General features: G+C 71.2%; 24 protein-coding genes. 10 read left to right on the top strand and 14 right to left on the bottom strand.

All coding sequences use genetic code 11. The annotated features are described in order from the left end of the window. Positions 1-158 precede the first annotated feature (158 nt). The 3 genes from EDD27_RS13115 to EDD27_RS13105 form a co-directional block, all read right to left on the bottom strand. Positions 159-1,367, bottom strand: a complete 1,209-nt coding sequence (locus EDD27_RS13115; protein WP_127932684.1) for an acyl-CoA dehydrogenase family protein — start codon at positions 1,365-1,367, stop codon at positions 159-161. An 82-nt stretch (positions 1,368-1,449) separates the two neighbouring features. After that, the gene (locus EDD27_RS13110) at positions 1,450-2,376 is read right to left on the bottom strand and encodes a glucosyl-3-phosphoglycerate synthase (protein WP_127932683.1); all 927 of its coding nucleotides are present in this window, start codon (positions 2,374-2,376) and stop codon (positions 1,450-1,452) included. Positions 2,377-2,430: 54 nt separating this feature from the next. Then, positions 2,431-3,903, bottom strand: coding sequence for a helix-turn-helix transcriptional regulator (locus tag EDD27_RS13105; protein WP_421915172.1), 1,473 nt, complete (start codon positions 3,901-3,903; stop codon positions 2,431-2,433). A gap of 237 nt (positions 3,904-4,140) precedes the next feature. Here EDD27_RS13105 and aceA point away from each other — a divergent pair, with 237 nt between their 5' ends. Continuing rightward, on the top strand, positions 4,141-5,427 hold the full coding sequence (gene aceA / locus EDD27_RS13100) for an isocitrate lyase (protein ID WP_127932682.1): 1,287 nt from the start codon (positions 4,141-4,143) through the stop codon (positions 5,425-5,427). A gap of 100 nt (positions 5,428-5,527) precedes the next feature. Here aceA and EDD27_RS13095 read toward each other — a convergent pair whose 3' ends face one another. Together EDD27_RS13095 and EDD27_RS13090 are read right to left on the bottom strand one after the other, a co-directional pair. Further along, positions 5,528-6,364, bottom strand: a complete 837-nt coding sequence (locus EDD27_RS13095) for a siderophore-interacting protein (RefSeq protein WP_127932681.1) — start codon at positions 6,362-6,364, stop codon at positions 5,528-5,530. A gap of 90 nt (positions 6,365-6,454) precedes the next feature. Beyond that, entirely contained in the window at positions 6,455-7,330 is an 876-nt protein-coding gene (locus EDD27_RS13090; RefSeq protein WP_241564005.1) for an alpha/beta hydrolase, read from the bottom strand. Positions 7,331-7,542: 212 nt separating this feature from the next. Between EDD27_RS13090 and EDD27_RS57690 the strand changes: the two genes are divergently transcribed. The 4 genes from EDD27_RS57690 to EDD27_RS13075 all read left to right on the top strand — a co-directional run bounded on the left by EDD27_RS57690 (position 7,543) and on the right by EDD27_RS13075 (position 10,093). Next, positions 7,543-7,677 carry a hypothetical protein gene (locus tag EDD27_RS57690; protein WP_277750707.1) on the top strand — a complete coding sequence of 45 codons (135 nt, stop codon included), beginning with the start codon at positions 7,543-7,545 and terminating at the stop codon, positions 7,675-7,677. A 188-nt stretch (positions 7,678-7,865) separates the two neighbouring features. Next, on the top strand, positions 7,866-8,561 hold the full coding sequence (locus tag EDD27_RS13085; protein WP_241564004.1) for an ABC transporter permease: 696 nt from the start codon (positions 7,866-7,868) through the stop codon (positions 8,559-8,561). Beyond that, entirely contained in the window at positions 8,554-9,342 is a 789-nt protein-coding gene (locus EDD27_RS13080; protein ID WP_127932680.1) for an ABC transporter permease, read from the top strand. The genes EDD27_RS13085 and EDD27_RS13080 overlap by 8 nt, the downstream gene beginning before the upstream one ends. 1 nt (position 9,343) lies before the next feature. After that, positions 9,344-10,093, top strand: a complete 750-nt coding sequence (locus EDD27_RS13075) for an ABC transporter ATP-binding protein (protein ID WP_127932679.1) — start codon at positions 9,344-9,346, stop codon at positions 10,091-10,093. Here the strand turns inward: EDD27_RS13075 and EDD27_RS13070 are convergent. Then, the gene (locus EDD27_RS13070; protein ID WP_241564003.1) at positions 10,087-10,488 is read right to left on the bottom strand and encodes a hypothetical protein; all 402 of its coding nucleotides are present in this window, start codon (positions 10,486-10,488) and stop codon (positions 10,087-10,089) included. The two genes, EDD27_RS13075 and EDD27_RS13070, sit on opposite strands and share 7 nt — an antisense overlap. Before the next feature lie 193 nt (positions 10,489-10,681). Here EDD27_RS13070 and EDD27_RS13065 point away from each other — a divergent pair, with 193 nt between their 5' ends. Further along, positions 10,682-11,227 (top strand): MFS transporter, encoded by a 546-nt coding sequence (locus EDD27_RS13065; protein WP_127932677.1) that lies wholly within the window; start codon positions 10,682-10,684, stop codon positions 11,225-11,227. 47 nt (positions 11,228-11,274) lie between these two features. Further along, positions 11,275-11,988 carry a YcnI family copper-binding membrane protein gene (locus tag EDD27_RS13060; RefSeq protein ID WP_127932676.1) on the top strand — a complete coding sequence of 238 codons (714 nt, stop codon included), beginning with the start codon at positions 11,275-11,277 and terminating at the stop codon, positions 11,986-11,988. Between the two features lie 426 nt (positions 11,989-12,414). On the opposite strand, the gene EDD27_RS13055 is transcribed toward EDD27_RS13060, so the two are convergent. The 5 genes from EDD27_RS13055 to EDD27_RS13035 are packed head-to-tail and all read right to left on the bottom strand — an operon-like array spanning position 12,415 to position 19,320. Further along, positions 12,415-15,075, bottom strand: a complete 2,661-nt coding sequence (locus tag EDD27_RS13055; RefSeq protein ID WP_241564002.1) for a sugar-binding protein — start codon at positions 15,073-15,075, stop codon at positions 12,415-12,417. 15 nt (positions 15,076-15,090) lie between these two features. Then, positions 15,091-15,891 (bottom strand): carbohydrate ABC transporter permease, encoded by an 801-nt coding sequence (locus EDD27_RS13050; protein WP_127932675.1) that lies wholly within the window; start codon positions 15,889-15,891, stop codon positions 15,091-15,093. Next, entirely contained in the window at positions 15,888-16,772 is an 885-nt protein-coding gene (locus EDD27_RS13045) for a carbohydrate ABC transporter permease (RefSeq protein ID WP_127932674.1), read from the bottom strand. Before EDD27_RS13045 ends, EDD27_RS13050 begins: the two co-directional genes overlap by 4 nt. Beyond that, complete coding sequence (locus EDD27_RS13040; protein WP_127932673.1) at positions 16,769-18,130, bottom strand: extracellular solute-binding protein; 1,362 nt, start codon at positions 18,128-18,130, stop codon at positions 16,769-16,771. Before EDD27_RS13040 ends, EDD27_RS13045 begins: the two co-directional genes overlap by 4 nt. 5 nt (positions 18,131-18,135) lie before the next feature. Beyond that, entirely contained in the window at positions 18,136-19,320 is a 1,185-nt protein-coding gene (locus tag EDD27_RS13035; RefSeq protein WP_127932672.1) for a carbohydrate kinase family protein, read from the bottom strand. A gap of 133 nt (positions 19,321-19,453) precedes the next feature. Here EDD27_RS13035 and EDD27_RS13030 point away from each other — a divergent pair, with 133 nt between their 5' ends. The 3 genes from EDD27_RS13030 to EDD27_RS13020 all read left to right on the top strand — a co-directional run bounded on the left by EDD27_RS13030 (position 19,454) and on the right by EDD27_RS13020 (position 23,368). Then, positions 19,454-20,212 carry a DeoR/GlpR family DNA-binding transcription regulator gene (locus EDD27_RS13030; protein WP_127932671.1) on the top strand — a complete coding sequence of 253 codons (759 nt, stop codon included), beginning with the start codon at positions 19,454-19,456 and terminating at the stop codon, positions 20,210-20,212. A 10-nt stretch (positions 20,213-20,222) separates the two neighbouring features. Beyond that, positions 20,223-21,563, top strand: a complete 1,341-nt coding sequence (locus tag EDD27_RS13025; RefSeq protein ID WP_127932670.1) for a 6-phospho-beta-glucosidase — start codon at positions 20,223-20,225, stop codon at positions 21,561-21,563. Positions 21,564-21,850: 287 nt separating this feature from the next. Further along, positions 21,851-23,368, top strand: coding sequence for a protein kinase domain-containing protein (locus EDD27_RS13020; RefSeq protein ID WP_164903599.1), 1,518 nt, complete (start codon positions 21,851-21,853; stop codon positions 23,366-23,368). A 15-nt stretch (positions 23,369-23,383) separates the two neighbouring features. On the opposite strand, the gene EDD27_RS13015 is transcribed toward EDD27_RS13020, so the two are convergent. Genes EDD27_RS13015 through EDD27_RS13005 form a run of 3 tightly spaced genes read right to left on the bottom strand, consistent with a single transcriptional unit; the run spans position 23,384 to position 26,446 of the window. Further along, positions 23,384-24,352, bottom strand: coding sequence for an ABC transporter permease (locus EDD27_RS13015; protein ID WP_127932668.1), 969 nt, complete (start codon positions 24,350-24,352; stop codon positions 23,384-23,386). Then, a complete protein-coding gene (locus tag EDD27_RS13010; RefSeq protein ID WP_127932667.1) occupies positions 24,339-25,310 on the bottom strand; it encodes an ABC transporter ATP-binding protein in 972 nt (323 codons plus the stop codon). The genes EDD27_RS13015 and EDD27_RS13010 overlap by 14 nt, the downstream gene beginning before the upstream one ends. Then, positions 25,307-26,446 (bottom strand): LolA family protein, encoded by a 1,140-nt coding sequence (locus tag EDD27_RS13005; protein ID WP_127932666.1) that lies wholly within the window; start codon positions 26,444-26,446, stop codon positions 25,307-25,309. Before EDD27_RS13005 ends, EDD27_RS13010 begins: the two co-directional genes overlap by 4 nt. Positions 26,447-26,503: the final 57 nt, after the last annotated feature.

Below are 26,503 nucleotides of genomic sequence, written 5' to 3'. Positions count from 1 at the left end.
CCATTCAACATCACGGCCGCGGCACGCGCGCCGTCCGGGCGCCGGCGCGGCCTACCGCGTGGAAACGGTCACATGCATGAACCGGGCGCTCTGCCGGAACACTGGCGGAACAGGCTGCATATCCCTCTCCAGGAGCAGCACACGAAGATCGGACATTTTCAGCGAACCTGCAGGCCGGTGACCGCACGCCCGATGATCAACCGCTGGATCTCCGACGTACCCTCGAAAATCGTGTAGATCTTGGCGTCACGGTGGAAACGCTCCACCGGATGCTCCCTCGTATACCCCGCGCCGCCCAGGATCTGGATCGCCTGCTCCGTCACCCACACCGCCGTCTCCCCCGCCACCAGCTTCGACATCGAGCCCTCCGCCTGCTCGAACTGCCTGCTGTGGCGGGCCATCCAGGCCGCCCGCCAGGTCAGGAGGCGGGCGACGTCCACGCGGGTGGCCATGTCGGCGAGGAGGAAGGCGATCGCCTGGTTCTCGCCGATCTTGCGGCCGAACTGTTCACGCTCGCGGGCGTAGTCCCTGGCGTACTCGAAGGCCGCCCGGGCGATGCCCACGGCCATGGCGGCGACCGACGGGCGGGTGGTCTCGAACGTCCGCATGGCGGCCTGCTCGCCGGACCGTTCGCCGTTGCGTACGCGGGCCAGCCGGGCGTCGAGCTTGTCCTTGCCGCCGAGCAGGCAGGAGCCGGGAACGCGGACGTCGTCCAGGATCACCTCGGCCGTGTGCGAGGCGCGGATGCCGTGCTTGCGGAACTTCTGGCCCATGGACAGGCCGGGCGTGCCCGGGGGGATGACGAAGGAGGCCTGGCCGCGGGTGCCGAGTGACGGCTCGACGGAGGCCACCACCACGTGGACGTCGGCGATGCCGCCGTTCGTGGCCCAGGTCTTGACGCCGTTCAGCACCCAGTCCCCCCGGTCGTAGACGGCGCGGGTGCGGATCGAGCCGACGTCTGAGCCGGCGTCGGGTTCGGAGGCGCAGAAGGCGCCCAGCTTGACGTCGTCCTCGGTGCCGAACATCTGCGGCAGCCACTCCCCCATCTGCTCGGGGGTGCCGTTCGAGGACAGGGCGGCGGCGGCCAGGCCGGTGCCGACGATGGACAGGCCGATGCCCGCGTCGCCCCAGAAGATCTCCTCGAACGCCACGGGCAGCCCCAGCCCGCTCTCCTCGAACCACTGGGTGGCGAAGAAGTCCAGGGAGTAGAGACCGATCTTGGCGGCTTCCTGGATGACGGGCCAGGGGGTCTCCTCGCGCTCGTCCCATTCGGCGCCTGCGGGGCGGATCACGTCGCGGGCGAACTCGTGCACCCAGTCACGTACCTGGATCACGTCATCACTGAGTTCAGGACAGAACCCGCTCATGCGCCGCACACTCCTCACCCGTAGGGGTTACCACTGGTAACACCTTACCCAGCGGTAGCGTCCTCCGGAACGACCGGGGTGGTCAGGCGGTCACGGTGATCATGGGTGGGCGTTCGGAGATCCGGACGTCGCGGTCAAGGATGTCGTGTCCGGCCGTGCCCCGCCGGAACTGTGCCAGCTCGAGCGACGGCTCGTGGAAGGCCTGGATCTTGCCCTGGCGTTGCAGGCGTGACCAGGCGGCCAGCATGATCTGGCACGCCATGCCGCCGAGCGCCTCGGTCGACTGCGGGGCGTGCTCCCGTGAGCCCAGGTCCACCTGCGCGAACGCGTCGAGCCCGGCCAGGTCGAGCAGGTCGATCAGGAGGCCCAGCTCGACGCCGTACCCGGTGAGGAACGGGACACGTTCGAGTGCCGAGCGGCGGCCGGCGTACTCGCCGGCCAGCGGCTGCACGAAACCGGCCAGCAGCGGCCAGTGCAGGTTGATGAGCGGGCGCGCGACGAGCTCGGTGACCCGGCCGCCGCCGTTGGGCGTGCCGTGCAGCGGGCGGTCGTAGCAGCCCTTGACGTAGCCGACGGTGGGATCGGCGAGCAGCGGCCCGAGCACCCCGCAGATCAGCGAGGAGCGGAATCCCCTGATGTCGGCGTCGGCGAACACGACGACGTCACCGCCGGTGACCGCCAGTGACTTCCACAGCGCCTCGCCCTTGCCGTCCAGTGGCTCGAGCTCCGGCAGGATCTCGTCCTGGGCGTGCACCCGGGCTCCGGCCCGCGTGGCCACCCGCGCGGTGTCGTCGCAGGAACGTGAGTCGATGACCACGATCTCGTCGACGAGCCCGTCCAGCTCGCGCCGGATGACGCGGACGATCTCGCCGATGGTCTCTCGTTCGTCGCGGGCCGGGAGCACCACGCTGACGGTGGTGTCGCCCTTGGCGGCCACCAGGTCCCGGACCGGCCAGTCCCCGGCGGACGAAGTACGGCGCCGCAACCATCCGGACACTTCTGGAAGCATGCGACACCTCCCCCCGAATCCCCCAACTCCTCCCAATTCCCGCTAGATGTCAACTTATGTACCGGCCGTATGGCGCTCCAGGAAGGTGTACACGTCCGCCTCGTCCACCCCGGGAAACGACCCGGGCGGCAGCGCGGCCAGGACGTGGGAGTTGGCACGGGCCGACGGCCAGGCGTACCCCTCCCAGCGCTCGGCCAGCTCGGTGGGCGGGCGGCGGCAGCAGTCGCCATTGGGACAGTTGGACTTCGTGCGGTTGGTGCTCTCACGGCCGCGGAACCACCGCGACTCCTTGTACGGCACCCCCAGCGTGATGGCGAAGTCCCGCTCGCGCGAGGGATCCACGTGCGCGACGCAGAAGTACGTCCCGGTGGGCGAGTCGGAGTATTGGTAGTAGACGGAGAACCGGTCCGGCGAGGCGAACACCTGCCGCCCCGACCACTGCAGGCACATCCGCTGGCCCTCGATGGCGCCCTGCTCGTCGGCGGGGAACTCGATGCCGTCGTTCTCATAGGCCTTGTAGATGGTGCCGCCGGCGTCATTGCGCACGAAGTGGCAGGCGAGGCCCAGGTGATGGGTGGCGAGGTTGGTGAAGCGGTGGGCGGCCATCTCATACGACACCGCGAACACGTCCCGCAGGTCCTCCACCGACAGCGCCCGGTCGCTCTTGGCCTCCTGCAGGTAGAGCGTGGCGGCCCGTTCGGGGACGAGGACGGCGGCGGCGAAGTAGTTGGCCTCGGTGCGCTGGCGCAGGAAGTCGGCGAAGTCGCGCGGCTTGTCGTGGCCGAGTGCCAGGTGTCCCAGCGTCTGGAGCAGGATCGTGCGCGGGGTGTGCATGCCGAGTTGCTCGTGCTTGACGTAGATGCGGCGGTTGCGCAGGTCGGTGATGGAGCGTACGGAGCGGGGCAGGTCCTGCGCGGTGTGCACGGTGTAGCCGAAGTGCGTCACCAGGCTCTGGATCATGCTCTGGGACAACGCGCCGGTGCGGTAGCCGACCGCGTCGAGCGCCTTGGCGGCGGCCTGCTCGATCTCGGGGAAGTAGTTGCCCACCTCCCGCTGGCGGCGGCGCAACTCGGCGTTGGCCGCCCTGGCCTCTTCCGGGGTGGCGGTTCGGCGGGCCTGCCTGGCGCGCAGCTCGCCGTACAGGCCGAGGATGTGCTCCAGCACGTCGTTGGGCACGCGGGCGGAGACCTTCAGCCGCGGCAGGCCGAGCCCGGCGTAGACGGGGTCGCGCTGCGCCTCCTCCAGGGCGATCTCGAGCTGGGCGCGGCGGTTGGGCGGCTGGCGGCGCAGCAGCTCCTCCACGGGCACGCCGAGCGCGGACGCCAGCGCTTTGAGCAGCGACAGCTTGGGCTCGCGCTTGCCGTTCTCCAGCAGCGACAACTGGCTCGGCGCCCTGCTGACGCGCGAGCCCAGGTCGGACAGGGTCATGCCGCGCTGTTTACGCAGGTGGCGCAGGCGCTGGCCAAACGCGATGAGATCCAGCTCTTGCGTCAAAGACAGCGGTTCTTCACCCAGCAAGGACGCCATGGCCCGATCTTAGACAGAAATTCGGTCCATCTTCTAGCCTCCAGCGCCAGATCGCCCGGCACGACGTGATTGGTCTAGTCCAACGGTAAAACTCACGATTTCTTCTTGCCTGAATACCCGCGAGTAATAGACAGATGAAGAATTTTCGCAAATCTTCTCACCGGTTGTGCCTATGGGACGAGCTGTCCCGGGCACGAGACTCGGCATAAGCCCCAGGGGACGACACAAGGAGTGAACATGATCGATCGCCTCAAGGGAGCTGCGGAGCAGCTGCGGGACGAATGGGAGAACGACCCTCGCTGGGCGGGCGTCGAGCGCACCTACAGCGCAGAAGACGTGGTCAGGTTGCGCGGCAGCGTCCAGGAGGAGCACACGCTGGCCCGGCTCGGCGCCGAGCGGCTGTGGGACCTCCTGCACACCGAGGACTACGTCAACGCCCTCGGCGCGCTGACCGGCAACCAGGCCGTGCAGCAGGTGAAGGCCGGCCTGAAGGCGATCTACCTGTCCGGCTGGCAGGTCGCGGCGGACGCGAACCTGGGCGGGCAGACCTACCCGGACCAGAGCCTGTACCCGGCCAACTCCGTGCCGGCCGTCGTGCGCCGTATCAACAACGCGCTCCTGCGCGCCGACCAGATCACCTGGTCGGAGGGCGTTTCCGACGCGCCGCACTGGCTGGCGCCGATCGTGGCCGACGCCGAGGCCGGATTCGGCGGCGTGCTCAACGCGTTCGAGCTGATGAAGGGCATGATCGCGGCCGGTGCCGCGGGCGTGCACTGGGAGGACCAGCTCGCCTCCGAGAAGAAGTGCGGCCACCTGGGCGGCAAGGTGCTGATCCCGACCGGCCAGCACATCAAGACCCTCAACGCCGCCCGCCTCGCCGCCGACGTCTGCGGCGTCCCCTCACTGATCATCGCGCGGACCGACGCCCAGGCCGCGACGCTTCTGACCAGTGACGTGGACCCGCGCGACCAGCAGTTCGCCACCGGCGAGCGCACCGCGGAGGGCTTCTACCGGGTCAGGAACGGCATCCAGGCGTGCGTCGCGCGCGGCCTGGCCTACGCGCCGTACTCCGACCTGCTGTGGATGGAGACCGGCACGCCCGACCTGGACGTGGCGCGCGAGTTCGCCGAGGCGATCAAGGCCGAGTACCCGGACCAGATGCTCGCCTACAACTGCTCGCCGTCGTTCAACTGGAAGAAGCACCTGGACGACTCCACGATCGCCAAGTTCCAGCGGGAGCTCGGGCACATGGGGTACACGTTCCAGTTCATCACGCTCGCCGGGTTCCACTCGCTGAACCACAGCATGTTCGACCTCGCCCAGGGGTACGCGAACGAGGGCATGACGGCGTACGTCGAGCTCCAGGAGGCCGAGTTCGCCGCCGAGTCGCGCGGCTACACCGCGACCAGGCACCAGCGCGAGGTCGGCACCGGCTACTTCGACCTGGTCAGCACGGCGGTGGCGCCCGACTCCTCGACCACCGCGCTCAAGGGCTCGACGGAGGAGGAGCAGTTCGCCCACTGACCTTCTGATCTCGCCGGCCACCTCCAGGGCATGGGATGGTTCCCCGGCGAACGGCCGCGCCGGTCTTCCCCCAGCGACCGGCGCGGCCGCTTTTTGCGCGTCAGCTCGCGATCGCGGCGGATTCCTCGGCTTCGACCTGGCTGTTCCAGTCGCGCTTGAGCGCGCGCCAGCCCTCGTCGTCCACCCCGGCCCGCCAGTATCCGGAGATCGACAGCCGGTCCAAGGAGACCCCCCGCTCCAGGCGCAGGTGACGGCGGAGCTGCTTGACGAAGCCGGCCTCACCGTGCACGAACGCGTGGACGTCCCCGTCCGGGAACTCCAGCTCGCACACGGCCTTCACCAGGACCTCGCCCACGGGCCGATCACCCCGGTACAGCCACGCGATCCGCGCGTCCGCCGCCGTGTCGAGCTTCAGCTCGTCCTCCGGCCCGTCCACCTCCAGCAGGACGTGCGCGAGCGCCCCCTCCGGCAGCGCCTCGAGCGAGGCCGCGATGGCCGGCAGCGCGCTCTCGTCACCCACCAGCAGATGCCAGTCCGCCTCGGGGTCGGGCGCGTAACCGCCGCCGGGGCCCAGCAGGAGCACGACATCTCCCGGCGCGGCGCGGTCCGCCCACGGCCCGGCCAGTCCCTCGTCGCCGTGGACCACGAAGTCGAGGGTCAGCTCGCGCGTGTCCGGGTCCCAGGCGCGCACGGTGTACGTGCGCAGCCGCGGCCAATGCTCGCGCGGCATGGTCTCACGACACGCCTTCACGCTGAACGGCTCGGGATATCGCACACCCTCATAGGGAAAGACGATTTTCACATAGTGGTCGGTCAGGCCCGAGGTGGCGAAGTCGGCCAGCCCGTCACCGCCGACCACGACACGGACCATGTGCGGCGAGAGCCGCTCGGTCCGCAGGACGACACCTCGATGATGGTCCGCGGGCTTTTCAGCCATAAAGAACATCCCCCTGACAGAGTTAGGTATGCCTAACCTTATACTCTGTCTCGCCGACCTCGCCAGTACGGGTCCAGATCTTCCTCGCACTCAGGCAGCCGCGATGTCGTCCGCCGACGCGGCGGGACCGGCCCCCACCGCGGCCAGGAACCTCGCCATGTGCTGGAACGCCAGCCGCGCCTCGGGCAACACGTCCGCCAAAAGAGGGAACACATGCGGCATGCGTCGCCATTCCTCATACCTGACGAGCACCCCGTCGCGCCGCGCCCGCTCGGCCACCCGCCGCGCCTCGTCACGCAGCACCTCGGTGGACCCGGTCACGATCATGAGAGGCGGCAGCCCCGTGAAGTCGCCGTGCACCGGCGACACGAGCGGGTCGCGCGGATCCAGCCCCGAGGTCCACCGGCGCGCCAGCCATCGCACCCGGCTGGCCGGCAGCAGAGGATCCTGCCAGCGGTTCGCGTGGCGCGGGATGTCGGTCAGGTCCGCCCAGGGCGACAGGCAGATCGCGGCCGCGGGCAGCGGCAGCCCCCGGTCGCGCATCGCCAGCAGGGCCGCCAGCGTCAGATGGCCGCCGGCGGAGTCGCCCGCGACGATGATGTCCTTGGGGGCGTGACCGCGCCGCAGCAGGCAGTCGTAGGCGTCCAGGGCGTCGGCCAGCGAGTCCGACAGCTTGTGCACCGGCCCCTGGCGGTAGTCGAGCGCCAGGACGGGCCGCCTGGCCACCACCGACAGCCGCCACGTGATGGACCGGTGCGTACGCGGCGAGCCCGAGAAGTAACCGCCTCCGTGGAAGTACAATAAGGCCTTGTTCTCGTCCAGCCCTTCGCCGGCGCGTACCCACTCGCCGCCGCAGTCCGAGAAGGCGGCGGGCACGATGGAGACGTGCGCCGGGTGCGGCACCTGCACCAGCCGCGCGAGCCGGCCGATGTGCGCCGCCCCCACCAGCGCGAGCGGATGGCGCATCAAGAGACTGGAAGCCGGCTTCAATGTCCCGCGCATCAGGCCGATCAACGCGCGGGCCTGCCAGCTCAAGGGGTATTCAGGTATCAGATCCCCGTCAATCCGCATATTTGACCCTCCGTTGACTGTCCTTCCCCGCTGAGCCGTTTTACTACCGGCCGGTAAGTATCTCGTCTCTTACACGGACATTTCGGCGTTGTGTCACGCTGAGGGACATGGCCGGATATTCGGGGACACCGCTGCCGCGCAAGCTCGGCGTCAAGCACGGGTACCTGGTCGACAACAAGGTCGCCGCCATCGACGCGACCTGGTCCGGCCTGCGCTTCGTTTATCGCGTTGCGGACCGCTGACGCCCCGACGGATAATTCCATGCTTTCTGTCGGCAGACCCGTGCACGGGTCCGGACACGGCATGTAGCCATGTCCTCACACTCCGGAGGTGCACAACCATACCCCTGTATGCCCGGCTCGTCCGGTACGGCTTCCGCAAACACGCCACTTACGTCTGGGCGGCACTCGCCGGCGCGTTCACCAACAGCGTGTTCGGCGTCCTGCGCGCCTACATCCTCATCGCCCTGTGGCAGAGTCGCCCGGGGCTGGCCGGCTACGACGTCACCGACGCCGTCACCTACTGCTTCGTCACCCAGGCCTTCATCGGGCCGATGCAGCTGTTCGGCGGCGGCCTCGGCATCCCCGAGCGCATCCGCAGCGGCGACATCGCGCTCGACCTGGTCCGCCCGGCCTCGCTCCAGCTCTGGTCGCTGGCCGAGGACCTCGGCAGGGCCGCTTACCTGTTCCTCGTCCGCGGCATCCCGCCGATGCTGCTCGGCGCGGCGTTGTTCGGCATCGTCGTGCCCGCCGACCCCGGCCGGTGGGCGGCGTTTCTGACCGGCTTCGCGATCGCGGTGGTGGTCAGCTTCGGCTGGCGCTACCTGATCGCGCTCTCGGTCTGCTGGCTGGCCGACGACCGCGGCATGGCGGTGCTGTCCCTCGTCCTGACCACGTTCTTCTCCGGGATGATGGTGCCGTTGCACATCTTCCCCGGCTGGCTCGGCGACCTCGCCGCGTCGCTGCCGTGGGCGGCCATGGTCCAGTTGCCCACCGACCTCTACCTCGGCAAGGCGCCGATCCTGGAGACCCTGGCCTTCCAGACGTTCTGGGCGGTGGTCCTGCTCGGGCTCGGCGCGCTCGGCACCCGGGCGATCCGCCACAAGGTGGTGATCCAGGGTGGTTAGGACCTACTGCCTGCTGGCCTGGACGTGGACCCGCGCCGCGGCCGCGTACCCGGCGTCGTTCTGGCTGATGACCGTGTTCGGCATCGTCATCGCGGCCCTCGACGTCGCCGTCATCCTGGTCATCTTCACCAACACCACCTCACTCGGGGGTTTCTCCCGCGATGAGGTGCTTTTCCTGTACGGCGCCTCCAGCGTCTCCTTCACCCTCTGTGACACGTTCGTCAGCAACATCGATCGGGTCAGCCAGCACATCAAGGCGGGCACGCTGGACACGTTCCTGATCCGGCCCGTCGGCGCGTGGCTGCAACTGGCCACCGACCGTTTCAACGGCAACAGGATCGGGCGGGTGCTGCAGGCGGTCGCGGTGCTGGGCTACGCGCTGGCCGCGCTCGACCTCGGCTGGGGGCGTGCCTGGATGATCCCGGTCATGGTGGCCACCGGGATCGTCATCTACACGGCGCTGTGGACGCTGGCCGGCGCGCTGCAGTTCGTGCTGACCGACGCCCCGGAGGTGACCAGCTCCTTCACCTACGGCAGCCACCAGCTCAGCCAATACCCGTTCAGCATCTACGGCCGCGACCTGGTCAGGGGCGTGACCTACGTGGTCCCGCTGGCCTTCATCAACTGGCAGCCAGGACTTTACGTGCTGGGCCGCGACGATCCGTACGGCACGCCGGAGTTCATGAGGTTCGTCGGGCCGGCCGCCGCGCTGGTCCTCGCCCTGCTGGCGGCGCTGGCGTGGCGGCAGGGCGTCAGGCACTACCGATCCACGGGGAGTTGAGATGATCGAGCTCGAGAGCGTGGGACGCTCGTTCAAGGTGAAGAGAAACCTCGTCCACGCCGTACGCGACCTGTCGTTCACCGTGTCAGCCGGGGAGTTCGTCGGCTACCTCGGGCCCAACGGCGCGGGCAAGTCCACCACGATCAAGATGTTGTGCGGCATCCTCACGCCCACCTCGGGCCGGGTGCGGGTGGCCGGGCTGGACCCGTCGCGCCGGCGCACCACGCTGGCGCGGCGCATCGGCGTGGTGTTCGGGCAGCGCACGACGCTGTGGTGGGACCTGCCGCTCGCCGACAGCTTCGAGCTGATCCGGCTGCTCTACAAGGTCGAGCGCGCCGCGTTCACGTCGCGGCTCGACGAGCTGACCGAGACCCTCGACCTGGGCGCGTTCATGCGCACGCCGGTGCGCCAGCTCAGCCTCGGCCAGCGCATGCGCGGCGACCTGGCGGCGGCGCTGCTGCACGCGCCCGACGTGCTGGTGCTGGACGAGCCGACGATCGGGCTCGACGTGGTCAGCAAGGCCGGCATCCGGGACTTCCTGCGGCGGCTCAACGCCGAGCAGGGCACGACCGTGTTGCTGACCACGCACGACCTCGGCGACATCGAACGCCTGTGTCGCCGGGTGATGCTGATCGACCACGGGCGGCTGGCGTTCGACGGGACGCTGGAGGAGCTGATGGCCACCGCCCCGGACCAGGCCACGATCGAGGACGTGGTCACCCGCCTCTACACGGGCAGCGCAGCTCAGTAGTAGGTGCTCTCGGACGCGGGCTCGTAGTCCTCGTCCATGTCGTCGCGCTGGCGCGACCAGCGCGACGGCATCAGCACCGGGATGAACAGCGCCACGCCGAGCAGGGCGAACACGCCCGTGGTCAGCATGGTCTTGGCGCCGAACCCGGCGTCCCTGATGATCTGGTTCACCGACGGCTCGGACGGGATGAGGGACAGCGCCCTGTTCACGTCCAGCGCGTAGATCACGGTCCACGCCAGCAGGACCATGGACGGGACGAAGGTCGCCAGGGGCGAGACACGGCCCGCGACCACGAGCCCGACGACGAGGCCGACGGCCGCCATCGCCCCGAGCGCGATCCACATCTGCTGGCTGTTCGGTGGAGCCGCCGCGGCACTGCCGACGGCTTGCTGCACAGCCCATCCCCCACCTGCAACCAGGGCCGCTGTCACTACAAGCCCGATGAGCAAACCCGCAAAGTGCCGCAACGTTCTCACCTCTACGTTCAACGTAATCGGCACGACCCTAGCGACAATGCCGCAAAGCGACCAGGCATTGCGTCATCAAGGTCTCATACACCCCTGCCCCATGAGAGCATGTGGCACACACATGCGCGCGCAACTTCCCCTACGGCTCGCGCGGACGGCGGCCTTCTCCGCCGTCTGCGTGGCCCTTGCCGCCCTCGCGCACGTGGCGGGCGGCGGCGCGGGTCCCGAGCCGTGGGCCGCCGGGCTGGGGCTCGCCGCAGTGGCCGGGCTCGGGCTTGCGCTGTGCGGCAGGGAGCGTTCGCCCGCCACGATCAACGGTGTGCTGGTGGTGGCGCAGCTCGGGCTGCACGAGCTGTTCGCCGGCGACGACACCGCCTACGTTTCCGTTTCGGTCTCCGTGCACGGACACGGGGACGGCCTGGCGGTCAACGCCGGGATGTTGCTCGCCCACCTGACGGCCACCCTCATCACCGGCGTGTGGGTGGCGCGCGGCGAGGCCGCGCTCTGGTCGTTGCTGCGCCGCCTCGGCCGCCGTCTCCTCCTGTTGCGCTCGGTGGCGGTGCCCGCCGTGCGGGCGTGCGTGCCGGTCGTCTTCACCCGTGTCGTCCCGCCCCATCCGGGGTTCCGGCACTGTCTGGCCAGGCGTGGTCCTCCACTTCCCGCCTGACCTTCTGACACCCCTTTTTCCCTCAATCAGCCAAGTGGAGTTTCGCCATGTCCTTCGTACGCCGTGCCGCGACCGTGCTCGCCGCCACCGCCGCCCTCACCGCCGGCCTCGCGCTGCCCGCGCTGGCCCACGTCACCATCCAGCCGGGCACGGCCGAGCAGGGGGCGTTCACCAAGGTCGCGTTCCGGGTGCCGAACGAGCGTGACAACGCCTCGACCACCAAGATCGAAGTCAGCTTCCCCGCCGACCATCCGCTGGCCTTCGTGTCGGTCAAGCCCGTGCCGGGATGGGCGGTGAAGGTGACGGAGAGCAAGCTGGCCACGCCGGTCAAGACGGAGTACGGCGACCTGGAGGAGGCCGTCACCACGGTCGTCTGGTCGGGCGGGAAGATCAACCCGGGTGAGTTCCAGGAGTTCGAGGTGTCCATGGGGCAGCTGCCCAAGGACACGGATCGGCTACTGTTCCCGACGAAGCAGACGTACTCGAACGGGGAAGTGGTGGACTGGTCGGAGGCGCCGAAGGCGGACGGCACGGAGCCGGAGCACCCGGCTCCGCTGCTCAAGCTCGTCCCCGCCGCCGCCTCCTCCCCGTCCGCGTCTCCCAGCACCGCCGCGGCGGCCGCCTCCCCGGTGGCGACCTCGGTGGTCTTGAACCCGGCTGCGTCTGACGGCACCGCGCGGCTGCTGGGCGGCGCGGGGCTGGTGGTGGGCGTCATCGGCGTCGTCGTCGGCGCCCTCGGCCTGCGCCGCCGCTCTGCCTGATCCGCCCGGCCTGTCGGGCGCTGCCTAGTGCGCCCGGACCGGCACGCCCAGCGCCGCACACCCGGCCCGGCGCGCCGCCTGCCGGACGCGGCCTGACACGCCCCATGTGACGCCCGGTCTACCGGAGGCGGCCTGACACGCCCTATGTGACGCCCGGTCTACCGGAGGCGGCGTGACGCGGGCGGCGTCACGCGCCCGGCGTGCGAATGGCGAGCCGCGTGGTGCGGGTCGACATTCAGGTGCAGGCGGCCGGAGAGGGAGGCACGACGTATTCCGAGATGACCGCGCGCGACCAGCGAGACGCGCGGTGCGGTGGGCCGATCTTCGGGTGCGGGCGGCCGGAGACCGGCGCGCGCGAGCGGCCTGTCGTGTGCCGGCCGAGAAGACGCCCGCCGGCTGCCGGAGTCCGCAGCCGGCGGGCGGCCGTTACCGGACCGGGGCCTGGGAGGCTGTGGTGCCGCCGCTCGGGGCCTGCCAGCCGGCCACCACCCTCGGGGAGGCGGTCAGGGCGCGGGTCAGGGGCACGGTCACGGTGGTGGTGCCCGCGCCGGACACGGTGACGACCCGGCTGCCCGCCGTCCCCTGGGCGTCGCGGACGAACAGGTGTGCCGTGCCTGCGGCGCCCGTACGGACCGTCACCTTCACTCCGTCCTGCGCGCCCGTGGCCGCGGTCACCCGGCCGCTCTCGGACGCCTGCGCCGCGGGCCCGCCGGCGAGCGGGACGTTCACGCGGACCGCCTGCTCCAGCGACTGCGGCGAGTCCAGGCTGGACAGGGCGGTGTCCGGGATCACCGGATCGGGCACCGGCCGGTCCGCGGGCGGCCGGTAGCCCGGCAGGGTGGCGACGCCCCACCGGTACGGGTCGCCCTGCACCCCGCCCCACGTCGACCAGCCGATCCGGGTCTGGCCGGTCTTGTCCTGGGTGTCGGAGTCGTACACCAGGATGTTGAGGCCGAGGTGCTCGGGGTCGACGGAGCCGGGCAGGACCTCCATCGGGATGGACATCTCCACCGTGTACGCGCCCGAGGAGACCGCCGAGGCGATCCGCACGCCCGTGGCGGGACCCTGGCGGTTGTCGGCGTCGCGCAGTGCGCACGGCGGGCCCGGTGTCGCGGACGCGGCGACGTTGGAGTCCGCCGTCACCGGCAACACCGCCGCCTTGAAGGTCGTCGAGGTGTTCTCGGACGTGCCGCGCGGGTCGAGGGCGACCTCCACGGCGTCGGTACGCCAGTGCCGCTTGCAGTCGGCCGCGGCCAGCCGTGTGCCGAGCACGTCGTCCCGCACGTGCACGAGCACGTACAACGTGTCGTCGCGCCAGGCGAGCTTGGCCGTGCCCGAGCAGTCGGCCGCCGACGAGCACGCGGTGCCCTCCCACCGGCGGGAGATGTCGAGCGCGGTCCCGGTGTACTCGCCGTCGCCCTCGGCGCCGTCCACCGTCGGCTGGGCCTGCGGGATCGTGGTGGCCGGGACGAGTTCGAGCGCGGGCCGGCCGGTGACCGTGCCGTCCACGGTGACGGTGTAGGCGTAGTCGCCGCCCTCGTTGGAGGTCTTGAGCGAGGTGTCGGTGTTGGTGACGGCGAACGGCACCGTCACCGAGGCCCCGGGGGCCAGGTCGCGGTAGGCCGCCTCGGTCCGGTCGGCGGCGAAGCCGGCGGGCAGGTCCACGCGTACGGTGCCGGACCTGGCGGCGTCGCTCACGTTGGTCACCACGACGCCGACCTGCCGGGAGCCGCCGGACGGCAGCGTGAGGACAGGGGTGACCAGCCCGCGCAGCTGCGGCACGCCCACCTCAGTCACCCACTTCTCGTACTGGCCGACCTGCGGGAGCAGCTGCTGCTGACCCCGTACGCCGGATCCGGCCTCGACCTGCCGATCGGTGTAGCCCCGTCCCCGTTCGGTCGTCAGGACGGCCCCGATCCTGGCTCGCCCGGCCGCGCCCGCGGCAGGTGTCACGGTGAAGGTCGCCGACCCCGTACGTCCGGCGGCGATCCTGCCGAGATCGCCGGAGCCCTTGACCACCCAGCCTTCGGGCACGCGCAACGTGGCGGAGGACCGGCCCAGCGGCTCGCGCGCGGCGGTCGCGGTGACCTCGACGGTGAAGGGCGTCCCAGGCCGGACGTCGAACGTGCTGGTGCGCAGGCTGAGCCGGGTCCCGAGCGGCACGCTCCCGCTGGGCCGGGTCAGCGCCCCGTCGAGGATCGCCGTCGGCGCGGCGGCCGCCGGGGTGCCCGGCTCGGGGAACGGCACCCGCGCGTCCACCTGGGTGAAGAAGTCGCAGCCGAGCTGGGCGGGGTCGGACGGCACGTCGGGGAGGACGGCCCAGCCCTGGGAGGCGTACGTGCGCTGGGCGTCACGCTCGATCGCGGCCCACGTCCGTCCGCTCTGCGACGGTCGCCCGCTCCACACGCCGTACACGTTCTGCGCCGGGTTGGCGGGCCGGAACGACGCGGCGCACGAGGGCCCGGTCTGCGAGGTGCCGCGCCCGCCGCCCGTGAGCAGCCGGGCGGGCGCGAAGGGACGCAGCCCCTCCCGGGTGATCTGCGAGGGGAACGCCTTGGGGTCGGCCGCCGCGTAGAACGCCTCGATGGCCAGCCGCGCGGCCTCCTGATGGTTGCCGTGATTGCCGGGCGTGGGGGCGGGGTCCATGGTCAGCAGGATCTCGGGCCGGGTCTGCCGGACGGTCCTGACGACCTTCTCCAGGGTGTCGCCGCCCCAGACCTGGTCGGTCAGCGGGGCGCTCACCGTGTAGTAGAAGTCGACGTCGTCGAGGTTGAACACCTCGCCGATCCCGGCCTTGGCGACCGCCGCTCGCTCCTCGGCCTCGCGCAGCAGCCCGAGCGCCGGGCCCTCCTCGGGGCCGACGGCGTTGCCGCCGCCCTCGCCGCGCGTGACGGTGACGACGCCGGTGCGCACGTCGTGGTCCTCCTTCCACTGGCCGAGGGTGGAAAGGGTGAACGCCTCGTCGTCCGGGTGCGCGCCGACGAACAACGCGTCCAGGTCCACGGGCGACTCGGTGGACTCGGCCTCGGCGGGGAGAGCGGACAAGAGGGCGAAAAGGGTGACCAACGCCATCAACAGTCGTCGCATGGAACCTCCGTGTGGTTACTCGCGGACTGCCCCCTGCAGCAGTCCGCGGACGAAGTGTCGCTGGAGGAACAAGTAGAAGATCACGACCGGGGTCGCCACGATGACGGACCCGGCCGCGAGGAGGGTGAAGCCGGAGGTGTACTGCCCCTGGAAGAACGCCAGCCCGAGCGGCGCGGTCCGCAGCGACTCGCTGGTCACCATGATCAGCGGGATGAGGAACTCGTTCCACGTCCACATGAAGACCAGCACGGTCAGGGTGACGAGGGCGGGGCGGGCCGGCGGCACCAGCACCTGCCACAGGATGCGCCACGTCGAGGCCCCGTCGATGCGGGCGGCCTCGACGATCGCCCGGTTGGAGGCGCGGAAGTAGGCCCGCATCCAGAACGTGCCGAACGCCACCGACAACGCCACCTGCGGCAACGCCACCGACCAGAACGTGTCGATCAGGCCGAGCGTGCGCAGGTCGAAGTAGAGCGGCACCGCGACGGCCTCGCTCGGCATCATGATCCCGAGCATGAACAGGTAGAACAGCACCGACTGGCCGCGGAAGCGCATGGTGCCGAACGCGTACCCGCTCATGATGGACAACAGGACGCTGACGACCACGACGAACGCCGACACCATCAGGCTGGTCCGCAGATAGGTCCCGAACCGGCCGATCTCCCACGCCGCCGCGAAGTTCCCGAGCCCGGCCGTGCCGCCGCTGTCGGCGGGCCCGAGCGCGGCCGCCAGGATGGTCACGATGGGGAAGAGCGCGAACGCGGCGAACACCGACAGGATGACGTAGTTGGCCACCCGTTCCCCGCGCGAGATCACGTGACCCTCCTGTCCGCGAACCGGTTGATCCCGAACGAGATCACGAAGATGACGACGGTCAGCGTGACGCCGATCGCCGCCGCCGAGCCGACCTGGCTGAGCCCGAAGGCCCGGTGATAGACCTCGTACGACGGCACCGACGTCGAGTCGCCGGGCCCGCCCCGCGTCGTGATGTACACCAGGTCGAACGTGCGCAGGGCGGCGATCACCGTCAGCGTCAGGGCGACCGCGATCTCCCCGCGCACCGACGGCAGCGTGACCGCGAAGAACTCCCGGACCGCGCCCGCCCCGTCGAGCCGCGCCGCCTCGTACAGCTCGCCGGGGATGCGGCTCATCCCGGCCAGCAGCAGCACGGTCACCAGGCCGGTCTCGAACCAGGTGCCGACCACGCCGACCGCGGGCAACGCGAACGTGTAGTCGCCCAGCCAGCCCCGCGTCAGCGCGTCCAGTCCCAGCGCGCCGAGCAGCGTGTTGAGCGTGCCGTCGGGGGCGTAGACGCGCCGCCACGCCACGGCCACCACGACCATGGCGACCACCTGGGGCAGGAACACCACGGTGCGGAAGAACCCCAGCCCGCGCACCTTGGCGTGGTTCAGTATCGCGGCCAGCCCCAGCCCGATCACCAGCGGCCCCAGCGCGTAGAAGACGATGAGGACCAGCGCGTGGCCGAAGGCGGCCCGCAACCCTTCGTCGGCGACGATCGCGGCGTAGTTGTCCAGGCCGACCCACCTGCCCAGGGACAGCCCGTCCCAGTCGTACAACGAGAACTGCACCGCCCGCCCGATGGGGAAGAGCAGGAACGCCGCGTACACGGCGAAGGCCGGCAGCAGGTACAGGTAGGCGACGCGGCGCGGCTCCCCCGGAGGCCGAGCCGCCGTCATCCGTTGCTCTCGGCGAAGCTCTTGTAGTCCTTCTCCAGCGTGGCCAGAAACTCCTGCGGCGTCGCCTTCTTGGCCAGCAGGTCCTGCAGCGCCGCCCCCAGCGTGTCGGCGAACGTCGGGGTGGCGTAGTCCAGGTACGGCACCAGCCCGTTCTTCGCGGTCACGGTCCCGAACGCGGTGAAGACGTCCTGCTGCGGCCCCTTGGCCACGCTCTGCTGCCCGGTCTCGGCCACCGGCAGGTTCCCGGTCGCGGTGAGCACCTTCATGGCGTCGGCGCTGGTGATGAAGTTGATGTACGCCGCCGCCGCGTCCGGGTGGGGACTCTTGGCGGTGATCGCGAACGGCAACCCGGTGCCGCCCGTCGCGACCGGGGGCGCGTCGGCCGTGGTGCCCGGCGGCAGCATGAACCCCAGGTCGTCGCCCAGGGCCTTCTGGAGGTCGGCCAGGAGCCAGGTGCCCGCGATCATGAAGACGCCCTGGCCCTTGCCGAACGCCTGCCACGCCGGGTCGTACCCCTGGCCGTTGAAGCCCTTGGCGAAGTAGCCCTTGTCGACCCAGCCGACGAGCTGCTCGGCGGCCGTGGTGTTCTCGGTCGTGTTCCACGAGGCGCCCTTGCGGCCGAAGGCCAGCGTGCCGATCTGGTCGGGCGGGACGTGGCGGCCCTGCACGGTGCCGAACACGTGGACGGCCGGCCACTTGTCGAGGTTGCCGAACTGCAGCGGCACCTCTCCGCCTGCCTTGACGGTGGCCAGCGCCGTCTCGAAGTCGGCCCACGTCTTGGGCGGCTGCAGGCCGAGCTTGGCGAGCTTGGCCCGGTTGTAGAAGATGCCGACGACCTCGCCGACCTGCGGCAGGCCGTAGAGGTTGCCCTCGCCGAACAGCTTGCCGTCGGCGCTGTAGCGCGAGTACCGCAGCACGGACTCCGGGTAACGCTGCTTCCACCCGTAGACGTCGGCGTAGGCGTCCAGCGGGCGCAGCTGGCCGGCCTTCACGAACGCGCCCATCGCGGAGCGGCCGTTGTTGGCCTCCACCACGTCCGGCGGCTCGTTGCCGCTCAACGCCAGGCGCAGGGTGGTGTTGAGGTCGTCGAAGGAGCGGGACACCCGGTTCAGTTTGATGTTGGGGTATTTGGCCTGGAAGGCGTCGTTGAGCTGCTTCATCTGAGCCGCCTGCCCGCCGCGTACCTCCTGGTCCCAGACGGTGAGCGTGACGTTGCCGAGTGCGGCGGCGTCGGTGCGCACCGCGCTCGCCGTCGCCGAGGTCGACGGTGCGGACGGCGGGGCCGAGGAGCCGGGCGCGCACGCGGTCAGGACCAGCACGCCTGCGGCGAGCAGGGCGAGTCGCGTCGGGGGGTTCATGGGTGTCACTCCTTCTGCGCAGGCACGCGAGGCGCGTCCGGGTCTTCGCCTTCGGGGGTGGACTTGGGCGGGATGCCCACGTCGGCGTAACGGGCGATGGTGGCGACGGCGCGGCGTACCGCGCCGACCGGGACGGTGGGCACCAGCCGGTCGAGGAAGGCGTAGCGGCGGGCCAGCGAGCTGCCGTACGCGCCGCTGTGCCCGGCCGCCTCCCGCACCTCGTGCCACCAGTCGGCGATGTCCCCCCAGCCCGGCGCGGCCAGCGACCCGCCGAACTGCTGCACCGCCAGCGCGGCGCACACCTCGGCGAACGCCAGCCGGTCCGCGAGCGGCCAGCGGCACAGGGTGCCGAGCACGAAGCCGGCGCCGAAGACGTCGCCCGCGCCGGTCGGGTCGAGCGCCGTCACCCGCGGCGCGGGCACGAACGCCTCCTCGCCTGTGATCGAGTCGATGGCCATGGCGCCGTTGGCCCCGTCGGTCACCACGGCCAGCGGCACCCGGTCGGCGATCGCGTACAGCGCGTCGCGGGGCGTGTCGGTGCGGGTGTAGGCCATCGCCTCGGTCGCGTTCGGCAGGAACGCGTGGCAGATCGACAGCTGCTCCAGCACGTCGGACGACCAGGCGCCGGACGGGTCCCAGCCGACGTCAGCGAAGATCAGCGCCCCGTCGCGGTGCGCCAGCTCGGCCCAGTTGCACGAGCTGCCCGGCGTGCCGAGCGGCTCTTCGGGGGAGAGCGTCACGATCACGGCCTTGGAGGGGGGCGGCTTGCCGATCATCTCGGACGCCGGCATGGGCGCGGGATGGCCGTGGGTCACCATGCTGCGGTCGCGGTCCACCGCCATGGACACGGTCACCGGCGAGTGCCAGTGCTCGAAACGCCGTGACCTGGACAGGTCGACCGACTCCTGCTCCGCGAGCGTGCGCCAGCAGAAGTCGCCGTAGTCGTCGTCACCGAACGCGGCCGCCAGCGACGTGCGCAAGCCCAGCCGGCTGGTCGCGATGGCGAGATTGGCGATGCCGCCCGGGCACGAGCCCATGCCCTCGGCCCAGATCTCGGTGCCGGCCGCGGGCATCGCGGGCAGGCCCGTGAAGATGATGTCCAGGAAGACCGTCCCGGCCAGGAACACGTCGAACTGCGGGCCCTCGGGGGTCCGCTCGCCGGCCAGAGGGTCGTACGCCTGGACAGACACGGGAATGGGTCCTCCTCGACACACCGAGATGTGCGCAATCTTGCACGTTTACTCGCACACTTCAAGTATTTCCACGCACGCGTTTAGAGCAAGATGCTTACTTCTGCGCGAATTTGGTTGATACACTCGCGCCGTGCTGCAGCGTCTGAGACATGCCGAGATCATGCGCCGCGTCCGGCTCTCAGGCGCCACGAGCGTTCGCGATCTCGCCAGCCAGCTCGGCGTGAGCCCGTCGACCATCCGCAGGGACCTCGAGGTGCTCGACCGCGACGGGACCTTGCGGCGCGTCCGCGGCGGCGCCCTGGCCAGCGTGGACGCCGACGCCGACCGGCCCTTCGCCGCGGTCGAGCCGGTCGACGAGCAGGACAAGGAGGCGGTGGCCGCGCGCGCCGCCCAGCTCGTGGCCGACGGGGACGTGATCCTGCTCGACATCGGGACGACCACGATGCGGCTGGCCAGGCGGCTGCGCGGGCGCCGCGTCACCGTGGTCACCTCCAGCCTCGCCGTGCTCGACGTGCTCCGCGCCGACCCGGAGGTCGAGCTGCTGCTGCTCGGCGGCATGCTGCGCCGCCCGTACCACTCGCTGATCGGGGTGCTGACCGAGGCGGCGCTGAGCCAGGTGGTCGCCGACCGCGTGTTCCTGGGCGCCAGCGGCGTGCGGCCGGACGGGCAGCTCGTCGACACCACGCTCGCCGAGGTGCCGCTGAAACGCGCCATGATCGCGGCGGCGCGGCAGGTGGTGCTGCTCGTGGACCGGCACAAGTTCCCCGGCACCGGCGCGTTGCGGGTGTGCGGGCCCGAGGACATCGACGTGATCGTCACGAACGAGGGCGCCGACGCGGCGACGCTGCGCCACTGCGCGGCCGCGGGCGCCGAGGTGCTGCTCACGTGAAGGGATGCGGATGAGACTGGCCGTCCTCGGAGGCGGGGGCTTCCGGGTGCCGCTCGTGTACGGCGCGCTGCTGCGCGACCGGGTCAAGCCGCGGGTGGAGGAGGTGGTCCTGTACGACGTGTCGGCCGAGCGGCTGGAGGTCATCGAGCACGTGCTGCGCCGGCTCGCCGCCGGGCACGACGACCCGCCTGCCGTGCGGACCACCACCGAGCTCGACGCCGCGCTACGCGATGCCGACTTCGTCTTCTCCGCCATCCGGGTGGGCGGCCTGGCCGGGCGCACCGCGGACGAGCGGGTGGCGCTGGACCTGGGCCTGCTCGGCCAGGAGACGACCGGCCCCGGCGGCATCGCCTACGGCCTGCGGACCATCCCGGTCGCGCTGCGCGTGGCCGAGCGGGTGGCCGCGCTCGCGCCCCGGGCCTGGGTCATCAACTTCACCAACCCCGCAGGCATGATCACTGAGGCCATGCGGCGGGTGCTGGGCGACCGGGTGATCGGCATCTGCGACTCGCCGATCGGCCTGATCCGGCGGGCCGCCGCCGCGCTCGGGCTCGATCCGGCCCGCGTGTCGCCCGACTACGTCGGCCTCAACCACCTCGGCTGGCTGCGCGGCCTCGTCCACGAGGGCCGTGACGTGCTGCCCGGCCTGCTCGCCGACGACGCGGCGCTGCGGCAGGTCGAGGAGGCCTGCATCTTCGGCCCCGAGTGGGTGCGCACGCTGGGGGCGCTGCCCAACGAATACCTGTACTACTACTACTTCACGCGTGAGGCCGTCGCCGCGATCTCCGGGCCCACCAGGGGTGAGTCCCTGCTGAGCCAGCAGGAGGCGTTCTACGCGGCCGTGCGGGCCCGGCCGGACGACGCGCTCGCCGAGTGGCTGAGCGCGCGCAGGCAGCGCGACGCCTCGTACATGGCCGAGGCCCGCGACGCCACCGACGCCGGCGAGCGGGACGCCGCCGACCTGGAGGCGGGCGGCTACGAAGGCATCGCGCTGGCCCTCATGGCCGCCATCGCCCGCGGCGAGCCCGCCACCATGATCCTCAACGTGCGCAACGGCTCAGCGGTGCCGGGCCTGCCCGAGGACGCGGTCGTGGAGATCCCGTGCACGGTCGGCGGCGCCGGCGTGCGCCCTCTGGCCACCCGGCCGCTCCCCGGGCGTTTCCTGGGCCTCGTCCAGCAGGTCAAGGCGGTGGAGCAGACGGCCATCGAGGCCGCGCTGACCGGCTCGTCCCGGCTGGCCGTCGAGGCGTTCGCCCTGCACCCGCTGGTGGACTCGGCGTCCGTGGCCCGCAGGTTGCTCGACGGCTACCGCGCCCGCATCCCCGAACTGGCGGCCGTCTTCCCGAGCTGAAACGCCGCGCTGTCGCAGCGGGCGACGGGGTCTGTGGCGCGGGACCGGCGGACGCTCCTGTGAGCGCCGTCATTCTCGCCGCGGTCACACAAAGGGCGAAACGCCACTTCAGGCCGTTAAATCACACCGCTTACTTACTTCGGAGGTATGACCGCCTTACCACCAATACCCCTTATGTAAGACATGCGGAAAGGCCCCGCGGATCCGGTCACAGTGTGCTTGCCGTGTCCAGATCAAAAAGAGGCGAGGGTCGGATGGCGCGTGGTGAGAGCGGCATGCCTCCTGGCGTGCGACCGCTTACGGTGGGCGACCCGGTCATCATCGGCCGATACCTGCTCCTGGGCCGTCTCGGCACCGGGGGAATGGGAGTGGTGTATCTGGCCGAACACCCTCAGGGTGGCCTGGTCGCACTCAAGACACCGCATGCGGTGCATCTCAACGATGCCACGTTACGGGCGCGCTTCGCTGAGGAAGTGGCATTCTCGCGCAGATTGGTGCCCTTCTGCACGGCGGCGGTCGTGGAGGACGGCACCGACAAGGACCGCCCGTACCTGGTCACCGAGTACATCCCCGGCCCCGCGCTCTCGCAGGTCGTCATGGCCAGGGGGCCGCTCACGCCCGACCTCGCCTACGGCGTGGCGCTCGGCGTCGCAGCGGCGCTGGTGGCGGTGCACGAAGCAGGGCTGGTGCACCGCGACCTCAAGCCGGGCAACGTCCTGCTGTCCACGAACGGGCCGCGCGTCATCGACTTCGGCATCGCCCGCGACGTGGACACGCTGGCCGCGCACACCCAGGCCGGGCAGGTCATGGGCAGTCCCGGCTGGGTGGCGCCGGAGCGGCTGACGGGCGGTCCCGCGCTGCCCGCGTCCGACGTGTTCGCGTGGGGCTGCCTGGTGGCGTTCGCCGCGTCCGGGCACCACCCGTTCGGCGGGGGCGAGCCGGACGTGCTGACCCGGCGCATCCTGTTCGACCCGCCGCGGTTGGCGGGCGTGCCCGCCATGGTGCGGCCCGCCGTCGAGGCGGCGCTGGCCAAGGATCCCGCCGACCGGCCCAAGGCCGCCGATCTGCTGCGGGCGCTGCTGGCCGCGGGCGGGGTCGGCGATCCCTGGGATCTGCGGCAGGCCGTGGCGAGCGTGCTCGCGGAGATCTGGACCCCCGTGCCCTATCCGCCCGGAGGAGGCCTGGTACGTCTCGTGTCGGCGCCCGGCGAAGCGGAGCCGGGCACCACCCCCCGGCGCGGGAACCGGGCCAAGAGCGGCCTGCATCTGTCGCACGCCACGTTCGCCGCCCTGGCCACCGTGTCGATCGCGGCGGTCACGGTGATCGCGGCCTCGGGCGGCGACGGGACGACCATGGGCGGCGGCGCGCTGCTGCCCGCCGATCCGGCCGTCGTCCAGCCCCACGGCAGCGCCGACTCCACCGTCCGCCGGTCCTCAGGTCCGACGGGCGGCCGGCCGCCCACGCGGGCGACCGTCGCCCCGGTCAACTCGACGCCCACGGTGCCCACGGCCTTCGTCACGCCCACCCGCACGCGGAACCCGATCGCCGTGCTCAGCCCCTCCCCCGGCAGGAAGAACACCATCCGCCCGGAGAACACCAGCGGCCCCGGCGACCCGGGCGGCGCCGACCCCGGCCCGTGCGCGAACCCGGCGGGGCGCAGGCGCGGCAACGCGGCGGCCCGGCGGGACTGCCCGCAACCGTCCAGCTCGATCAGCACGATTCCGCAGGACGGGCCCGGCGAGTCCCCCGGCCCCTCCGCGACGGTCTCCGCCACCCCCACGCAGACGGCCACCGGCACGCCCTGAGCGGCGCAGGGCCGCTCAGGACGTGATGTCCTTGCCGGAGAAACGGGCCCACGCGATCGAGCCGAAGAGCACGATGTACGCCCCGAACGCCAGCAGCCCGTCCCGCAGGACGGCGGTGTCGATGGGGCTGCGCAGGACCGCGTCGAAGTCGGTGAACCGGGTCGGCAGCAGGTACGGGGCGATCGGGGCGAGATCCGGGACGGCCCGCAGCACCTGGCAGACGATGACGAGCACCATGGTCCCGGCGATGGCCCCGATGGACACCTCGGTGAACGTCGACAGCGCCACCGCGACGGCGGCCAGCGCGGCCATGCCGGCGCCGACGTACCCGGCGGCGATGAGGATGCGCAGCAGCCCGTCCGCCATGGAGATGGTGGTGCCGGACAGCAGCGTCACGGACCCGCCGGGGAACAGGATCAGCCCGGTCAGCAGCGCCGACAGCGCCACCACCGCGGTGGCGGCGTAGGCGAAGACGACCGCGTTGAGGTATTTCACCGCCAGCAGCCGCGTGCGCCCGGCCGGTGCGGCCAGCAGGTAGCGCAGCGTCCCGGTGCCCGCCTCCCCCGCGATCGAGTCGCCCGCGACCACGCTGACGACCACCGGCATCAGCAGCAGCACGAGGAAGGAGAACGACAGGAACGTCAGCATGAGGCTGTTGCCCGCGACGTCCTGGATGATGCCGCTCATCTCGTCGTCACCGCCGGAGCCGGCGGCGATCCAGAGCCCGATGCCGAGGACGATCGGCACGACGCCGAGCACCGCGAGCAGCGCCAGATTGCGCGGCCGGCGGAACGTCAGGCCCAGCTCCGAGCCGAGCAGCCGCCAGAACGCCCACGTCCTCCTGGCGGGGGCCGGCGACGAGGCGATCTCCTCGGCGGACTCCGGCGCGCGGCGTTCGGTGGTGCGCATGGTCTCCTTCACCGGCACCAGCCCTGGTGTGCGGCGGAGCTCGCGGGTCTGCGTCCCGGTGTCAGCCGTCGACATCGAATCCCTCTCCTGTCAGCCCGACGAACACGTCCTCGAGGCTCGGCCGCACGACCGCCAGCCCTCGTACGGCCACGCCGTCCCCGACCAGCGCGGCGTTGATCTTCTCCGGGGCGTGCCCGCCCAGCTCGGCGGTCACCTCTCCGTCGCCCGCCCGCACGTCGGCCAGGCCCAGCGTGCCGAGCGTGCGCGCGGCGGCGGCCACGTCCGGCGTCTCCACCCGCACGCGGGCGACCAGGCCGCTGCTCAGCGAGGCGATCGTGCCCTGCGCGACGAGCCTGCCGGTACGCATGATCGCCGCGTGCGTGCACATCTGCTCGATCTCGGCCAGCAGGTGGGAGGAGACGAAGACGGTGGTGCCGTCGGCGGCGATCTCCTTGACCAGCGTCCGCACCTCGCGGGTGCCCTGCGGGTCGAGCCCGTTGGTCGGCTCGTCCAGGATGAGCAGCTCCCGCGGCCCCAGCAGCGCGGCCGCGATGGCCAGGCGCTGGCGCATGCCGAGCGAGTAGTTGCGATAGCGCTTGCCCGCGGCGGCCGACAGGCCTACGCGCTCCAACGCGTCGGCGACGCGCCGTTTGGCGGTGGCGCCGTCCGCTGTCGGGTCGGCGGCGTCGAAGCGCATGAGGTTGGCCGCCCCCGACAGGTACGGATAGAAGGCCGGGCCCTCGACCAGCGCTCCCACCAGGGGCAGGGCGTGGGCGATCGGCAGGCCGAGCACGGAGTACGTCCCCTCCGTGGGCGCGACCAGGCCGAGCAGCATGCGGATCGTGGTGGTCTTGCCCGAGCCGTTGGGCCCGAGGAAGCCGAACACCGACCCGCGCGGCACGGCCAGGTCCAGCGCGTCCACGGCGACCTGGCCGCCGCGGAAACGCTTGGTCAGGCCGTGCGTCACAATCGCGTCCCCCGAGGGCGGGGCCGCCCCGAAGGGCGCCCCCGCTTCCAGCGTGATGGCGGTCACTTGACGCCCGCCGCCTTGATGATCTCCTCGGGGGTGACCGCGCCGGCCAGGAGACGGCCGTCGTCGGTCAGCAGGGCGGTGACCAGCTTGGTCTTGATCAGCTTGCCGGAGCCCCACGTGCCGCTCACCGGGGTGGCGGACTTGAGCACCGTGTCGAGCATCGCGGCCGCGTTGGCCTCATCGCCGCCCTGCGCCGTCTGGGCCTGCAGGTCCGACAGCTTGAACGGCACGACGGCGACCCTCGACCAGCCGTCGCCGACCCACTTGGCCTCGCCGGCCACGTCGGCGGCGTGCTCGGCGCGTTCCTCGGCCTTCTGGCCGAAGCCCTCCTCACCGAGCGTCGCCTCCTCCACCTTCGCGCCCGCGGGCGGGGTGAAGGTGAAGTTCTCCTCCGCCGGCTGGGTGAACGTCACCTGCGTGAAGCCCACCTGGTACGCCGGCTCGGCCGATCCCTTGGCGAACAGCTGCACCTGGAGCGGCACGTACGTCTCGCCGTCGAGCGCGATGCGTACCTCCTGCACCAGCGAGCCCTCGTCCTTGGGCGCCAGCACGAGCTGGTAGGCCGGCCGGCCCGCCACCTCGGCCGTGTTGATCACCCGGATGGACGTGTGCTCGTCCACCCCTTCCAGCAGCCGCTGCGCCGCCTGGGACGGCGTCAGATCGGTCGGCTGCGGCAGCGGCGTGGCGGACCGCTGCTCGTCGCCGGCCTTGATCGTCAACTTGGTCGCGGTGTTGGTGGCGCTGTCCCAGTACCAGCCCTGGTCGCCGTTCACGATCAGGTTGGTCTCGTTCAGCTGGGTCGGCATGGCCACGCGGAACTTCTGGTCGCCGCCGTACCAGACCTTCACCTCGTGCGAGCCGGACAGCAGGCTGAGCGGCGTGGTGTTGCCGCCGGTCTGCGGCAGCGCGGGCAGGCCCAGCGACGCCGTCTGCTGCACGGTCCCGGACATCGGCGCGATGCCCTGCTGCTTGCTGGTGGCCGCCGCGGCGTCGGCGAGCAGTTGCTCGGCCGATCGCTCGGGCAGCACGGGGTCGCCGCTCACCGCGGCTATGACGGGGCCGGCGCCGATCGCGGCTCCGATCACGGCCGCAGCCGCGATCGGCACTCCCCACCTCACGAACGTGCCTCTGCGCATCTCACTCCTTAACGGTATGTCGATGCTCAGAGCCTGCGTCATGCATCCTGTGGCAGA

The organism is Nonomuraea polychroma, from assembly GCF_004011505.1.
Classification (GTDB): domain Bacteria; phylum Actinomycetota; class Actinomycetes; order Streptosporangiales; family Streptosporangiaceae; genus Nonomuraea; species Nonomuraea polychroma.
This window is presented reverse-complemented; position numbering and strand designations above follow the sequence as displayed.